Source organism: Streptomyces sp. NPDC101152, from assembly GCF_044768275.1.
GTDB lineage: Bacteria > Actinomycetota > Actinomycetes > Streptomycetales > Streptomycetaceae > Streptomyces.
In genome coordinates this window covers 106,395-120,457 of sequence record NZ_JBIWPO010000018.1, presented here as the reverse complement: position 1 = coordinate 120,457, position 14,063 = coordinate 106,395, and the positions used below count along the sequence as shown (strand labels likewise).

General features: G+C 71.1%; 13 protein-coding genes. 8 read left to right on the top strand and 5 right to left on the bottom strand.

What is annotated here, in order from left to right:
- Position 1: 1 nt before the first annotated feature.
- On the bottom strand, positions 2–1,153 hold the full coding sequence (locus ACIRVK_RS23750; protein WP_404250131.1) for an NADH-quinone oxidoreductase subunit D: 1,152 nt from the start codon (positions 1,151–1,153) through the stop codon (positions 2–4).
- 31 nt (positions 1,154–1,184) lie between these two features.
- Between ACIRVK_RS23750 and ACIRVK_RS23745 the strand changes: the two genes are divergently transcribed.
- Complete coding sequence (locus ACIRVK_RS23745; protein WP_404250129.1) at positions 1,185–1,697, top strand: PH domain-containing protein; 513 nt, start codon at positions 1,185–1,187, stop codon at positions 1,695–1,697.
- Positions 1,694–3,025, top strand: coding sequence for a PH domain-containing protein (locus tag ACIRVK_RS23740; protein ID WP_404250127.1), 1,332 nt, complete (start codon positions 1,694–1,696; stop codon positions 3,023–3,025). The genes ACIRVK_RS23745 and ACIRVK_RS23740 overlap by 4 nt, the downstream gene beginning before the upstream one ends.
- A gap of 208 nt (positions 3,026–3,233) precedes the next feature.
- Here ACIRVK_RS23740 and ACIRVK_RS23735 read toward each other — a convergent pair whose 3' ends face one another.
- Complete coding sequence (locus tag ACIRVK_RS23735) at positions 3,234–4,532, bottom strand: hypothetical protein (RefSeq protein ID WP_404250125.1); 1,299 nt, start codon at positions 4,530–4,532, stop codon at positions 3,234–3,236.
- A gap of 146 nt (positions 4,533–4,678) precedes the next feature.
- Positions 4,679–5,806: an alpha/beta hydrolase gene (locus tag ACIRVK_RS23730; RefSeq protein ID WP_404250123.1), complete on the bottom strand. Its 1,128-nt coding sequence runs from the start codon at positions 5,804–5,806 to the stop codon at positions 4,679–4,681.
- Positions 5,807–6,031: 225 nt separating this feature from the next.
- On the opposite strand from ACIRVK_RS23730, the gene ACIRVK_RS23725 reads away from it, so the two are divergent.
- The 6 genes from ACIRVK_RS23725 (at position 6,032) to ACIRVK_RS23700 (ending at position 11,168) form a co-directional block, all read left to right on the top strand.
- Positions 6,032–7,849, top strand: coding sequence for a phosphatidylglycerol lysyltransferase domain-containing protein (locus ACIRVK_RS23725; protein WP_404250121.1), 1,818 nt, complete (start codon positions 6,032–6,034; stop codon positions 7,847–7,849).
- Between the two features lie 109 nt (positions 7,850–7,958).
- The gene (folP, locus tag ACIRVK_RS23720) at positions 7,959–8,873 is read left to right on the top strand and encodes a dihydropteroate synthase (protein ID WP_404250119.1); all 915 of its coding nucleotides are present in this window, start codon (positions 7,959–7,961) and stop codon (positions 8,871–8,873) included.
- Positions 8,870–9,373, top strand: coding sequence for a nuclear transport factor 2 family protein (locus ACIRVK_RS23715; protein WP_404250117.1), 504 nt, complete (start codon positions 8,870–8,872; stop codon positions 9,371–9,373). The genes folP and ACIRVK_RS23715 overlap by 4 nt, the downstream gene beginning before the upstream one ends.
- 261 nt (positions 9,374–9,634) lie before the next feature.
- On the top strand, positions 9,635–9,994 hold the full coding sequence (folB, locus tag ACIRVK_RS23710) for a dihydroneopterin aldolase (protein ID WP_404250115.1): 360 nt from the start codon (positions 9,635–9,637) through the stop codon (positions 9,992–9,994).
- A complete protein-coding gene (gene folK / locus ACIRVK_RS23705) occupies positions 9,991–10,602 on the top strand; it encodes a 2-amino-4-hydroxy-6-hydroxymethyldihydropteridine diphosphokinase (protein WP_404250113.1) in 612 nt (203 codons plus the stop codon). Before folB ends, folK begins: the two co-directional genes overlap by 4 nt.
- A gap of 80 nt (positions 10,603–10,682) precedes the next feature.
- Positions 10,683–11,168, top strand: a complete 486-nt coding sequence (locus ACIRVK_RS23700; protein ID WP_404250111.1) for a DUF3180 domain-containing protein — start codon at positions 10,683–10,685, stop codon at positions 11,166–11,168.
- An 18-nt stretch (positions 11,169–11,186) separates the two neighbouring features.
- Here the strand turns inward: ACIRVK_RS23700 and folE are convergent, their stop codons facing one another.
- A complete protein-coding gene (gene folE, locus ACIRVK_RS23695; RefSeq protein WP_404250109.1) occupies positions 11,187–11,792 on the bottom strand; it encodes a GTP cyclohydrolase I FolE in 606 nt (201 codons plus the stop codon).
- 139 nt (positions 11,793–11,931) lie between these two features.
- Positions 11,932–13,971, bottom strand: coding sequence for an ATP-dependent zinc metalloprotease FtsH (ftsH, locus tag ACIRVK_RS23690; protein WP_404250107.1), 2,040 nt, complete (start codon positions 13,969–13,971; stop codon positions 11,932–11,934).
- Between the last annotated feature and the right edge of the window lie 92 nt (positions 13,972–14,063).

The window sequence follows — 14,063 nt, the reverse complement described above, 5'->3', positions numbered from 1 at the left end:
CCTACTTGTCGATGTCCCCCACCACGAAGAACAACGACCCGAGAATCGCCACCATGTCCGCGACCAGCGTCCCGGGCAGCAGCTCGACGAGTGCCTGGATGTTGTTGTAGGACGCCGAGCGCAGCTTCAGACGGTACGGGGTCTTCTCGCCCTTGCTCACGAGGTAGTAGCCGTTGATGCCGAGCGGGTTCTCGGTCCAGGCGTAGGTGTGCCCCTCCGGTGCCTTGAGGACCTTGGGCAGCCGCTGGTTGATCGGCCCCGGCGGCAGCTCGGCGAGCCGGTCGAGGCAGGCGTCGGCGAGGTCGAGGGCGTCGTGGGTCTGCTCCAGCAGCACCTCGAAGCGGGCGAGGCAGTCGCCCTCCTGCCGGGTGACGACCTTCAGGACGTCCCGCAACTCGCCATAGGCGAGGTACGGCTCGTCGCGCCGCAGGTCGAAGTCGACGCCGGAGGCACGCGCGATCGGCCCGCTGACGCCGTAGGCGTGCACGGTCCCCGGTGCCAGCGTGCCCACGCCGCGTGTGCGCCCGCGGAAGATCTCGTTGCCGAGCACCAGGTCGTCGAACCGGTCCATGCGCGAGCGCACGGCGGCGACGGCGGCACGCGCGCGCGTGGCCCAGCCCGCCGGCAGGTCCTCCTTGAGGCCTCCGACGCGGTTGAACATGTAGTGCATCCGCCCGCCGGAGACCTCCTCCATGACGTTCTGGAGGACCTCGCGCTCCCGGAACGCGTAGAAGACGGGCGTGATGCCGCCGAGCTCCAGCGGATAGGAGCCCAGGAACATCAGGTGGTTGAGCACCCGGTTCAGCTCCGCGAGCAGCGTCCGCGTCCACACCGCGCGCGGGGGCACCTCCATGCCCAGCATGCGCTCCACCGCGAGGACCACGCCCAGCTCGTTCGAGAAGGCCGACAGCCAGTCGTGGCGGTTGGCGAGCATGATGATCTGGCGGTAGTCACGCGCCTCGAAGAGCTTCTCCGCGCCGCGGTGCATGTACCCGATCACCGGCTCCGCGTGCACGATGCGCTCACCGTCCAGCACCAGCCGCAGCCGCAGCACACCGTGCGTGGACGGGTGCTGCGGACCGATGTTGAGCACCATGTCGGTGCTCTCCGCGGCGCCGCCGATCCCGACCATGGTCTCCGTCGTGGGAGTCATGAACACAGTCTCTCCTACGTACGCTGGCCGTATGGAGACGGGGAGCCCGCGGAGCACGGGCACGGTGGGGGACGAGAAGGCGGAGCCCGAGTGGACGGGGCTGCCGCCTGGGCTGCTGCGGATGCGGCGGCTGTTGCTGGTGGTGTGGTCGGGCCTGATCGCCGTCGCGGTCGGCCTGCTGCTCGGTCTGCTCGCCGGACCGGCCTGGGCGGCCTTCGCGCTGCTGCCCCTCGCGTTCCTCACCTGGGGCTGGGTGCTGCTGGGCCGCAACTGGCGCTCCTGGCGGTACGCCGAGCGTGCCGACGACCTGCTGATCAGCCGGGGCGTGCTGTGGCGCGAGGAGACCGTGGTGCCGTACGGGCGCATGCAGCTGGTGGAGGTGACCAGCGGGCCGGTGGAGCGGCACTTCGGGCTGGCCAGCGTGCAGCTGCACACGGCGGCCGCGGCGACCGACGCCACCATCCCGGGCCTCGACCCGGCCGAGGCGGAACGGCTGCGCGACCGGCTCACCGAGCTCGGCGAGGCCCGATCGGCCGGCCTGTGACCGCGCAGGGCGTCGACGCCGCCCTCCGCGCCGAGGAACCGGTGACCGAGCGCCGGCTGCACCCCGTGACGCCGCTCAGGCGGGCGTGGGCGCCGGTTGCCGTGCTCATCGGCTGGGCCGTGCACGACCCGGACCAGGCGCAGCGCCAGCTGGCCAGGCTGACCACCACGGCCCTGCTGGTCGCGCTCGCCGTGCTCGTCCCGGCGGCCGCCCTCTACGGCTTCCTCAGCTGGTGGTTCACCCACTACGCGGTGACGGACACCGAACTGCGCATCCGTACCGGCCTGTTCTTCCGGCGCACCGCGCACATCCGGCTCGAACGCATCCAGGCCGTCGACGTCACTCAGCCGCTCCTCGCGCGCGTGGCGGGAGTCGCCAAGCTCAAACTCGACGTCGTGGGCACCGAGAAGAAGGACGAACTCGCCTTCCTCGGGGAGCGCGAGGCGCGTGCACTGCGCGCGGAACTGCTCGCGCGCGCCGCCGGGTTCGCGCCGGAGACGGCGCACGAAGTCGGGGAAGCACCGGCGCGCGAGATCCTGCGCACGCCTCCTGCCCACCTCGCGCTCTCCCTCGTGCTGACGGGCGCAACCTGGGCCACCCTCGCCGCCGCCCTCGTCGTACCGCCCCTGCTGTGGCTGGCCACCCACAGCGTGTGGTCGGTCCTCGCGACCGCTCTCCCCCTGCTGGGCGGGGCCGGCGCGAGGAGTGTGGGCCGGTTCGTGAGCGAGTACGACTGGACGGTGGGCGAGTCCCCGGACGGACTGCGCATCGACCACGGCCTGCTCGACCGCACGCACGAGACGGTGCCGCCCGGGCGGGTGCAGACCGTGCGGATCGTCGAACCGCTGCTGTGGCGGCGGTTGGGCTGGGTGCGGGTGGAGCTGGACGTGGCCGGTTCGTCCAACTCCGTGCTGGTGCCGGTCGCTCCGCGCGAGCTCGCCGAGTCCGTCGTCGCGCACGTGCTGCCCGGCGTGACCGTGCCGGCCGCGCTGTCGCGGCCGCCGCGCCGGGCCGGGCGGTGCCTGCCGCTGTGGTGGCGCGGCTACGGACTCGCCGCCGCCGACGGTGTGTTCGCCGCCCGGCACGGGCTGCTGCGGCGGCACCTGGCACTCGTCCCGCACGCGAAGGTGCAGAGCGTCCGGCTCACCCAGGGGCCCTGGAAGCGCCTGTGGCGCCTCGCCGACGTCCATGTGGACACGGGAGCCAACAAGACCGTCACGGCCCGCCTGAGGGACACCACAGAAGCCACGGCCCTGCTCCACGCCCAAGCGGAACGCTCCCGCACAGGCCGCCGCGACGCACTCCCGGACCGCTGGATGGCGTCGTAGAACGACCCCTCCGCCCCGACAGGCAGAGCAGGCCCGGGGCCGCAACCGAAGGCCGCCGAACAACTGCCCACGCAGGCAAGCGCCGGGGGTCGGAACGCCAGGACGCGGTGCCGAACCGCCGGACGGCGTCGTAGGACGACCACTCCGGCCCTGCAGACGAGCAGAGCCGGGGCCGCATCAGGAGGCCGCAGAGCAGGCCCGGGTTGTCTCAGGACGCCGCGCTGCGGAGGCCCCGGAGGTTGATCTGTTCCGTTTCGTCGTGGGCCGTCAGGTCGATCACCTGGCCCCCGGCGCGTGCTTCCTCGTCGGCCGGCTTGAAGCCGGACTCGGCCTCGGCCTTGTGCACGGCGAGCGCCTCCTGGCCGACGACGTCGGCGAGGTCCTCGTTCTGCACGGCGTCCAGGGCGGCCGGCGTGGCCTCCGCCTTGGTGCCGAAGAAGTCGAACCCGCCCTCGACCGCCGGGCGCCGCACGGGCGCGGCCGGTACGACGGCCACCGCGGTCGGCGCGACGAAGTGCCCGGCGGGCTGCTGCACGGGCTGGGCGGAGTGGGCGGGACCCGCCGGGGTGGTGGCGGCCGCGCGCTCATGCCCGTCGACCGCCTCGGGCTGCCCCTGCGCCTCGTCCTCCTGGGCCGCCGCCTCGGTGCCGTCGGCGGGGGTGGCCTCGGTCGTGGCCGGCGCGGGAACGGCGGTGTCCGCGGTCCCGCTGCGCACCTTCACGGGCTCGCCCTTCGGGGAACTGTCGCCCTTCGAGGGGCCGTCGCCCTTGGGGGACCCGCCGCCCTCCGGGGAGCCGTCGTCCTCGGGAGCCGGCTCCTCCGTGGCGACGTCCGCGTCCTCGGCAGCGTTGTCGTCCTGCGCGGAGCTCTCGGCGTCGTCGTCGAACTTCTGCAGCGCGGCCTTGGCCCGCAGGAACAGCTGGGACCCCTCGGGCGAGAAGATCGCGGGAGTGGGCGCGACCTGGTCCTGCTCCGCCACGGCCTCCGCCGGGGCAGCCACAGCCCCGGTCTCCTGAGCCGGTACGGGCGGCAGCGCGCGCGAGTCGGGTGCCGCGGCCTCGATCTCGAGCAGCCGGCGGCCCTCCAGGGCGCTCGCCCGCTCGGTCTCGGCGGTGGCGTACCGCCGCAGCAGGGCCGCGTGTTCGTTGCGCAGGCCCGCCAGCTCCGCGCGCTTGGCCCGCAGCCGCTGCTCCAGCTTGGCGCGCAGCTCGCGCGACTCCTCGAGGTCCGTCTCCAGCTCGGCGACCCGCTCCTCGTGCCGCCACTCGTCGCTCGCACGCGCGCGCGTGAGGTCGGCGACCTGCTTGCCGGCCTGTGCGTCCCAGCGGCGCATGACGGCCGCCCCGACGATCGCCGTCGCCGCGGCGAAGGCGGCTATGACGCGCAGTACGGACATCTGCGAGAACAACCAGGGACCGAAGGCGCAGACGAGGGACACGCCCGCGATCGCCGACGGAGGCAGCAGCCTGTGCAGAGGAGGGGAATGGCGGTGACGTCCACGTGGCATGGCCAGAAACTTACCGCGAGTAGGGGAGCGTTGGCGCCCCGCCCCGCAAAAACACAGCCATAACGAAACGTTCACAGCGCATCAGGAATTGGCGCCCTTCGAATTCGCAAGATCATTCCCCGTCCGGCACCGGTCACCGGTCCCGGTCACTGGTCACTCAGCCGCCCGCTGATCCACTGCAGCGTCGGCGGAATCTCCCGCCGCCAGGTGTTGAAGTTGTGGCCGCCGCTGTCGAGGATGATCGACGAGATCCGGGTCAGCCGCGTGGCCTGGGCGAGCTTTATGAACTTCAGCGTGGACTTGTAGTTGTATTCCCCCACCTTGCTGCTGGTGACGAGCAGCGAGGTGTCCGGCGCCGGCAGGTGCTTGAGGCTCCACGACAGGTCGGCCCGGCTGCGCAGCCCCTTGTCGCCGTGGAAGAGGTCACCGGTGGTGGGGTCGATCGGCGCCTTGTAGTACGGCGACAGGCCTGCGGCGGCCGCATAGGAACCGGGGTGGTGGATGGCCAGTTTCAGCGCACAGTAGCCGCCCGTGGAGTCACCGACGATGCCCCAGCTCGACGCCTTCTTGCCCACCCGGTAGTGCTCCGTCACCGCGTCCGGCAGGTCCTTGGCGAAGAACGTCTCCGTCTGCGGCCCGCCCGGGATGTCCACGCACTCGGTGTCCCGCGGCGGCGCGACCGTGGGCCGCAGCATCACGAGGACCATCGGCTGCATACGGCCCTGCTTCGCGAGCTGCTGGGCCGTGAGCGGGTACTGCAGCTTGTTCACGAGCGCCAGCGCGGTGCCCGGATATCCGGTCAGCACCACGGCCGCGGGGAACGTCCGGGTGCGGTACTTCGGCTGGAAGTACTCCGGCGGCAGATAAACGTACGCGGGCGTGGCGATGTGCGACCGCCGGCCCACGATGTCGACCTTCTGGACCTGCCCACCGCTCTGCGGCGGGGAACCGCCCGCTCCCCGCACGCCGGTCGTCTCGACCACCTGAAGCGGGCTGCCCGCAGCGCCGAGCGCCGTGTGGTCGACGACCACCCCCTGCGCTTTCTCCTGGCCGAACAGGTCCGCCCAGCTTGCGTAGAACCCGAAGGACTGGTTGGCGGCGAGGCCCACGCACACGAAGAGCGCCACCTGGGTGACGAGCAGCAGCCCCACTCGACCGCTGACGGCACGCCAGTTCCGTCCCGCCAGACGTGGCCACAGCCACACCGTGCCGACGAACAGCAGCACGGCGAACACGACCGCGAGCGCCAGCACCTTCTTGCTCGTAAGACCCATGACCTATCTTTCTGCCTGCGGATTCGTCCCGGTCCCCCGCTCCCGCGCGAGGGTCGTCCGGGACTTTTCCCGTCCTTTGGACCGGCTTTGAGGGAAGTGACGGAACCTCCTCCCTCGAGACACCGTCCTAGAGGGCGCAATGTCGCCGGTAAGCCCGAGTCGGTACCGGATCCAAGGTCTCTCGCAGAACTACGGGATGCGATGTCTGTCAGGACAGATGAGGAAATGTCGGACGGGGTTCCCTCCCGTTCCCACAAGGCGTGGCGCGTACTGCGTGGTCCACGGCCCGAGGTCGTGCCCGTCCTCGTCGGCAGAGCGTGCGCGCTCGTGGGTGTGCTGGACGTCGCCGCGGGCGTCTTCCCGCGCTTCCGGCACAGCCGTATGCACTCGATCGCCGAGGTGCTGCCGGGGTCCTTCGGTCCGTTCGCGGCCGCTCTCTCGCTGAGCGCCGGCATCCTCCTCCTGCTGCTCGCCCATGGTCTCAGGCGCGGCAAGCGGCGTGCCTGGCGGGCCGCGGTGGCGCTGCTGCCGGCGGGCGCCGTGGCGCAGTACATGTACCGCCACTCCGTGATCGGCGTGCTCATCTCGCTGGCCCTGCTCGCGCCGCTGCTGATCCACCGCGACCAGTTCGCCGCGCTGCCCGACCCCCGCAGCCGGTGGCGCGCGCTCGCCAACTTCGTCCTCATGAGCGCCGGTTCCCTCGCCCTCGGCCTGGTCATCGTCAGCGTCCATCCGCACCGCATGGTCGGCGACCCGAGTCTGGCCGACCGCCTCACCCACGTGGTGTACGGCCTGTTCGGCTTCGAGGGCCCGGTCAATTACTCGGGCAACACCTCCTGGACCGTGGGCTTCTCCCTCGGCGCCCTCGGCCTGCTGACCGCGGTCACCACCATTTACCTGGCCTTCCGCCCCGAGCACCCGGCGGCACGCCTGACCGAGGAGGACGAGACCCGGCTGCGTGAGCTGCTGGACAGGCACGGCCGCCGCGACTCCCTCGGCCACTTCGCCCTGCGCCGCGACAAGGCCGTCGTCTTCTCGCCCAGCGGCAAGGCGGCCGTGACCTACCGCGTCGTGTCCGGCGTGATGCTCGCCAGCGGCGACCCCATCGGCGACGTCGAGGCCTGGCCGGGCGCCATCGAGCGCTTCATGGACGAGGCCAAGGCGCACTCCTGGACCCCCGCCGTCATGGGCTGCTCGGAGACGGGCGGCGAGGTGTGGACCCGCGAGACCGGCCTGGACGCCCTGGAACTGGGCGACGAGGCGGTGGTGGACGTGGCGGATTTCTCCCTGGCCGGCCGCGCGATGCGCAACGTGCGCCAGATGGTCAAGCGCATCGAACGGGCCGGTTACGAGACCCGGGTACGACGCGTACGTGACCTCGGCGACACCGAGCTGGCGCGGATCCGGCAGGCCGCCGAGGACTGGCGCGGCACCGACACCGAGCGCGGCTTCTCCATGGCCCTGGGCCGCATCGGCGACCCCGCCGACGGCGACTGCTTCATCGCGACCGCGCACAAGCAGGACGAGGAGCCGGGCGAGTACGGCGACCTCAAGGCGATCCTGCACTTCGTGCCGTGGGGCACGGACGGCATGTCGCTGGACCTGATGCGCCGCGACCGCTCGGCCGACCCCGGCATGAACGAACTCCTGATCGTCGCGGCCCTGCAGGCGGCCCCGAAACTCGGCATCACGCGCGTCTCGCTCAACTTCGCGATGTTCCGCTCCGCCCTCGCCCGCGGCGAGAAGATCGGCGCGGGGCCCGTGCTGCGCGCCTGGCGCGGACTGCTGGTGTTCCTCTCCCGCTGGTTCCAGATCGAGTCGCTGTACAAGTTCAACGCCAAGTTCCAGCCCCGCTGGGAGCCGCGCTTCGTGGTCTACCGGGCCTCCGCCGACCTGCCGCGCATCGGTTTCGCCGCCATGCAGGCCGAGGGCTTCGTCACCCTGGCCCTTCCGCTGCCGCGCTTCCTGCGCCGCCGCCAGAAGCCCGCACCCGCGTGCGCCCACACGGTGAACGAGAGCGAAGCCCGGGCCCGGGTCGCCTGACGCCCGCCGCTCGCGGCCCGGTGCGGACCCGGACGGAACGACGCCGTCACCCGGGCTTCCGCCCGGGCCGCGGAGACTTCCGGACGGGTCCGGGGCCTACGCTGAACGTATGAGCAAGCAGAGCGGACGCGGGCGCGTCGCGGGTCTTCCGGAGTGGGACCGCTGCGCGGTCATGGGAGTCGTGAACGTCACCCCCGATTCCTTCTCCGACGGCGGCCGCTTCTTCGACACCACGGCCGCCGTGAAACACGGCCTGGAACTCGTCGCCGAGGGCGCGGACCTGGTGGACGTGGGCGGCGAGTCCACCCGCCCCGGCGCCACCCGGGTCGACGAGGCCGAGGAACTCAGGCGCGTCGTCCCCGTCGTCCGCGGCCTCGCCTCCGAGGGCGTCACGGTCTCCGTCGACACCATGCGCGCCTCGGTCGCCGAACAGGCCCTCGCCGCCGGCGCCGCCCTCGTCAACGACGTCAGCGGCGGCCTCGCGGACCCCGCGATGATCCCCGTCGTCGCCGCCTCGGGCGCCCCCTTCGTCGTCATGCACTGGCGCGGCTTCCTGGCGGGCGGCAACGTCAAGGGCGTGTACGACGACGTCGTCGCCGAGGTCGTCGACGAACTGCACCGGCGCGTGGAGGCCGTCCTCGCCGGCGGCATCGCACCCGATCGCGTGGTCGTCGACCCCGGGCTCGGCTTCTCCAAGGACGCCGAACACGACCTCGTCCTGCTCGCCCACCTCGACCGGGTGCTGGCCCTCGGCCACCCGCTGCTCGTCGCCGCCTCCCGCAAACGCTTCCTGGGCCGTGTGCTCGCCGGTCCGGCGGGCGCGCCGCCGCCCGCGCGCGAGCGTGACGCCGCCACGGCCGCCGTCTCCGCGCTCGCGGCGCACGCCGGCGCGTGGGCGGTGCGGGTGCACGAGGTGCGCGCCACCGCGGACGCTGTTCGCGTCGCGCGCGCCATAGAAGGGGCGCGCGGCACGGAGAACGCGCAGCGCACGGAGGGCCCCCACGGCGCAGAGGGAGCCCGGTGAGCGCCCCCCACACCGACGTCGAGCAGGTGGAGGCCGCGAACGCCGCCTTCTACGAGGCCTTGGAGAGCGGCGACTTCGAGCACCTGTCCTCGCTCTGGCTCACCCCCTCCGACCTGGGCGTCGACGAGCAGTACCACGACCCAGCGGACGCCGGAGTGATCTCCTGTGTGCACCCCGGCTGGCCCGTACTGACCGGACGCGGCGAGGTCCTTCGCTCGTACGCGCTGATCATGGCGAACACCGACTACATCCAGTTCTTCCTCACCGACGTGCACGTGTCCGTCACCGGAGACACCGCCCTGGTCACCTGCACCGAGAACATCCTCAGCGGCGGTCCCGCCCCCGAGGGCGGCGAGGAACTCGGCCCGCTGGTCGGCCAGCTCGTGGTCGCCACGAACGTGTTCCGGCGCACCCCCGGCGGCTGGCGGCTGTGGTCCCACCACGCCTCCCCGGTTCTGGCCGAAAACGACGAGGCCGAGGACGAGGACACCCCGTCCTGACGGGGTAGGCGTCCATCCGGGATCACCCGCCGGCACCAAGAAGTGGTTGGAATCACGACGGCCCGGGTAGGGGCGGCTACCAGCCCGTGAGCCGGCGGGTTCCCCAGGGGAAACAGACGGTGAAACCTGCCGGCCCCGGCACGGGCCCCCGGGCCCGTGGCCCGGCCCTGTCAGTGCCCGCGGGTAGATTCGTTCATGGCCGGTGTGCCGCCCGCACACGGCAGTGACCGGCCGTCACCGACGATTGCAGGAGTGATTCGCGTGGATCGTGTCGCGCTGCGCGGCCTGAGGGCCCGTGGGCACCACGGTGTGTTCCCCGAGGAGCGCGAGGAGGGCCAGACCTTCGTCGTGGACCTCGTCCTCGGCCTCGACACCCGTCCGGCCGCGGCCGACGACGACCTGGCGAAGACCGTGCACTACGGCATCGTGGCGGAGGAGGTCGTGGCCGTCGTCGAGGGCGAGCCCGTCAACCTCATCGAGACGCTCGCCGAGCGCATCGCCCAGGCCTGTCTGAAGCACGAGGGGGTCCAGGAGGTCGAGGTCCGCGTCCACAAGCCGGCCGCGCCGATCACCGTCCCCTTCGACGACGTGACCGTCACCATCACCCGGAGCCGAGCATGACCGCGTTCTTCACCGAGGGTCCCAGCGACCCGACCGTACAGCCGGTACCCGCCTCCGTGGTGCGGCAGGTGGACGCCGCCGACACGACCCTGCACAACCCCAAACGGGCCGTGATCTCCCTGGGCGCCAACCTCGGCAACCGCCTGGAGACCCTCCAGGGCGCCATCGACGCCCTCGAGGACACCCCCGGCGTCCGCGTGAAGGCCGTGTCGCCGGTGTACGAGACGGAGCCGTGGGGCGTGGAGCCCGGCAGCCAGCCGGCGTACTTCAACGCGGTGATCCTGCTGAAGACCACCCTGCCCCCGTCCTCCCTCCTTGAGCGGGCGCACGCGGTCGAGGAGGCCTTCCACCGGATCCGGGACGAGCGCTGGGGCGCCCGCACCCTCGACGTCGACATCGTCGCGTACGCCGACGTCGTCGACGACGACCCGCAGCTCACCCTCCCCCACCCGCGCGCCCACGAACGGGCCTTCGTCCTCGCTCCCTGGCACGACCTGGAGCCCGAGGCGCAGTTGCCGGGCCGGGGCGCGGTCGCCGACCTCCTCGACGCCGTCACCCGCGACGGGGTGACGCCCCGCAAGGACCTGGAACTCCACCTGCCCGCGTAGTCGTTAAGGTCAGGGCGAGAGGTCACCACGACCACCGTCGGCGGGACCATCCCGCGACCCGGGGGAGCTGAAGGGACACCGTGAGAGAGCTGCGCATCAGGGTGCTGGCCGGAGTGTTTTTCGTGGCCGGAGTCCTGTCCTGGGCGGGCGCCCGCCTGTGGAACTCGATCGGTACCCTGCCGAGCGTCCCGCTGGCCGCCCCCATCGTGCTCGCGCTGATCGCCGTGGTTCTCACGGCCACGGCGCTCTCGATCCGCGGCCGGCTCAAGGCCCAGCGCGAGCGTGATCCCGACGCGAAGGGCGTGGACCCCCTGATGGCGGCCCGCGCGGTCGTCTTCGGCCAGTCCAGCGCCCTGGTCGCCGCACTGGTCGCCGGGATGTACGGCGGCGCGGGCGTCTTCCTGCTGGAGCTCCTCGACATTCCGGCCCGCCGCGACCAGGCGATCTACGCCGGCTTCTCGGTGGTGGCGGGCATCGCGGTCATAGCGGCGGCCATCTTCCTGGAGCGGGTCTGCAAGCTCCCGGACGACGACGAGCACGACAACGGCGCGGCCTCGACGGCCTGAAGCGGGCGCGTCCGGGCCCTACTTGGCCATGATCAGGCTCATGGCCTCGTTGCGGGTGGCTGGATCGCGCAGCTGCCCGCGCACCGCCGACGTTATGGTCTTCGCCCCCGGCTTACGCACCCCCCGCATGGACATGCACATGTGCTCGCACTCCACGACGACGATCACCCCGCGCGGCTCCAGGATCTTCATCAACGAGTCCGCGACCTGCGTGGTGAGTCGTTCCTGCACCTGCGGACGGCGGGCGTAGACGTCCACGAGGCGGGCAAGCTTCGACAGTCCCGTGATCTTGCCGTCGGTCGACGGGATGTAGCCGACGTGGGCGACCCCGACGAACGGCACCAGATGGTGCTCGCACGAGCTCAGCACCTCGATGTCCTTCACCAGGACCATCTCGTCGTGCCCCAGGTCGAACGTCGTCGTCAGCACGTCCTCGGGCTTCTGCCACAGCCCCGCGAAGATCTCCTTGTACGCCCGCGCCACCCGGGCGGGCGTCTCCCGGAGCCCCTCCCGGTCCGGGTCCTCGCCGACCGCGATCAGGAGTTCGCGCACGGCGTTCTCGGCCCGCTTCTCGTCGAACTCGCCGATCCTGCCCTCGCCGTCCAGCGTCACCGGGTCGGTCATGTGGAGCCTCGTTCCTGTGCGGGTCTCGCGTGGGGACCACGCGCCTCATCCGCGGCATGGCTGAAAATGCCGCGCCCCCCAGGCTAGAACCTGGGGGGCGCGGCAATCCATTCCGGCCTGGTGGGGCCGCCGGGGAGCGTCAGCTCTCGGGGCGGTCCTCAGGGGCCGTCTCGGTGACCGGAGAGTGCTCCGTCGCCGTCGACTTGACGGTGCTGATCGCCGGGGTCGCGCCGTTGGCGCCGTTCGTCAGGGCGAGCTCCTTCGGGGAGAGCACCGGCGGACGGGTGGACGGCGTGCGGCGGGAGGAGCCGGTCCAGGCGGGCCTGGCCGGGCGCTTGACGATCGCGGAGAAGATCTCGGCGATCTCCTCCTTGCCCAGCGTCTCCTTCTCCAGCAGCTTCAGAACGAGGTTGTCGAGCACGTCGCGGTTCTCGACCAGGATCTCCCAGGCTTCGTTGTGCGCGTTCTCGATGAGCTTCTTGACTTCCTCGTCCACCAGCGCGGCGACCTCTTCCGAGTAGTCGCGCTGGTGAGCCATCTCACGTCCGAGGAACGGCTCGGTGTTGTCGCCGCCGAACTTGATGGCGCCGAGCCGCTCGGTCATGCCGTACTGGGTGACCATCGCACGGGCCGTGGCGGTGGCCTTCTCGATGTCGTTCGCGGCGCCCGTGGTCGGGTCGTGGAAGACCAGTTCCTCGGCCGCGCGGCCGCCCAGCATGTAGGCGAGCTGGTCGAGCATCTCGTTGCGGGTGGTCGAGTACTTGTCCTCGTCCGGGAGCACCATCGTGTAGCCCAGCGCACGGCCGCGACTCAGGATCGTGATCTTGTGGACCGGGTCGGAGTTCGGGGAAGCCGCCGCGACCAGGGCGTGACCGCCCTCGTGGTACGCGGTGATCTTCTTCTCCTTGTCCGACATGATCCGGGTCCGCTTCTGCGGGCCCGCCACCACGCGGTCGATCGCCTCGTCCAGCATGGAGTTGTCGATCAGCTTGCGGTCGCTGCGGGCCGTGAGCAGGGCGGCCTCGTTGAGCACGTTGCTCAGGTCGGCGCCGGTGAAGCCGGGGGTACGGCGGGCGACGGCCGCGAGGTCGACGTCCGGGGCGACCGGCTTGCCCTTCTGGTGGACCTTGAGGATCTCCAGGCGGCCCTGCAGGTCCGGCGGATCGACCGCGATCTGGCGGTCGAAGCGGCCCGGGCGCAGCAGTGCCGGGTCGAGGATGTCGGGACGGTTGGTGGCTGCGATGAGAATCACACCACCCTTGACGTCGAACCCGTCCATCTCGACGAGCAGCTGGTTCAGTGTCTGCTCGCGCTCGTCGTGTCCACCGCCGAGGCCGGCGCCGCGGTGGCGGCCGACCGCGTCGATCTCGTCGACGAAGACGATCGCCGGGGCGTTCGCCTTGGCCTGCTCGAACAGGTCACGGACCCGGGAGGCACCGACACCGACGAACATCTCGACGAAGTCGGACCCGGAGATCGAGTAGAACGGGACCCCCGCCTCACCGGCGACGGCACGCGCGAGCAGCGTCTTGCCGGTACCGGGGCGGCCGTAGAGCAGCACGCCCTTGGGGATCTTGGCGCCGACGGCCTGGAACTTGGCCGGCTCCTGCAGGAACTCCTTGATCTCGTGGAGCTCCTCGACGGCCTCGTCACAGCCCGCGACGTCGGCGAACGTCGTCTTCGGGGTGTCCTTGGTGATGAGCTTGGCCTTGGACTTCCCGAAGTTCATGACCCGGGAGCCGCCGCCCTGCATCTGGTTCATCAGGAACAGGAAGACGACCACGATCAGGACGAAGGGGAGCAGGGAGAGCAGGATGCCGAGGAACGGGTTCTGCTTGGACGGCGACACGGTGTAGCCGTCCGGGATCTGCTTGTCCTGGTACTTGGTCTGCAGGGTGTTGGCCAGGGTCACCCCCTGGTCGCCGATGTAGCTCGCCTGGATCTTCGAGCTGCCGTCTACCTTGAAACCATCTTTGAGCTGGGCCTTGACGGTCTGTTCATCGCCGGTGGTCAGCTTGACCTGCTGCACCTTGTTGTCGTTGATCGCCGCCACGACCTGGCCGGTGTCCACCGTCTTGTAGCCGCCGGACGAGCCGACGACCTGCATCAAAACGACCACGGCAAGGACGGCCAGCACGATCCACATGACCGGCCCACGGAAGTATCGCTTCACGTCCATCCATACGGAGCGGTGTCGCCCCGTCCCTCCTGCCATAGTGAGTTTGATAAGACAGTTCTTCTGACGGTACCCCAGCATTGTGGCCCGAAGCC

Coding starts and splice junctions, on each gene's coding strand:
- ACIRVK_RS23750 (WP_404250131.1), bottom strand. CDS start 1,153: ATGACTCCCACGACGGAGACCATGGTCGGGATCGGCGGCGCCGCGGAG.
- folE (WP_404250109.1), bottom strand. CDS start 11,792: ATGACCGACCCGGTGACGCTGGACGGCGAGGGCAGGATCGGCGAGTTC.
- ftsH (WP_404250107.1), bottom strand. CDS start 13,971: ATGGACGTGAAGCGATACTTCCGTGGGCCGGTCATGTGGATCGTGCTG.
- folP (WP_404250119.1), top strand. CDS start 7,959: ATGAGCAAGCAGAGCGGACGCGGGCGCGTCGCGGGTCTTCCGGAGTGG.
- ACIRVK_RS23730 (WP_404250123.1), bottom strand. CDS start 5,806: ATGGGTCTTACGAGCAAGAAGGTGCTGGCGCTCGCGGTCGTGTTCGCC.
- ACIRVK_RS23725 (WP_404250121.1), top strand. CDS start 6,032: ATGTCGGACGGGGTTCCCTCCCGTTCCCACAAGGCGTGGCGCGTACTG.
- ACIRVK_RS23745 (WP_404250129.1), top strand. CDS start 1,185: ATGGAGACGGGGAGCCCGCGGAGCACGGGCACGGTGGGGGACGAGAAG.
- folK (WP_404250113.1), top strand. CDS start 9,991: ATGACCGCGTTCTTCACCGAGGGTCCCAGCGACCCGACCGTACAGCCG.
- ACIRVK_RS23735 (WP_404250125.1), bottom strand. CDS start 4,532: ATGCCACGTGGACGTCACCGCCATTCCCCTCCTCTGCACAGGCTGCTG.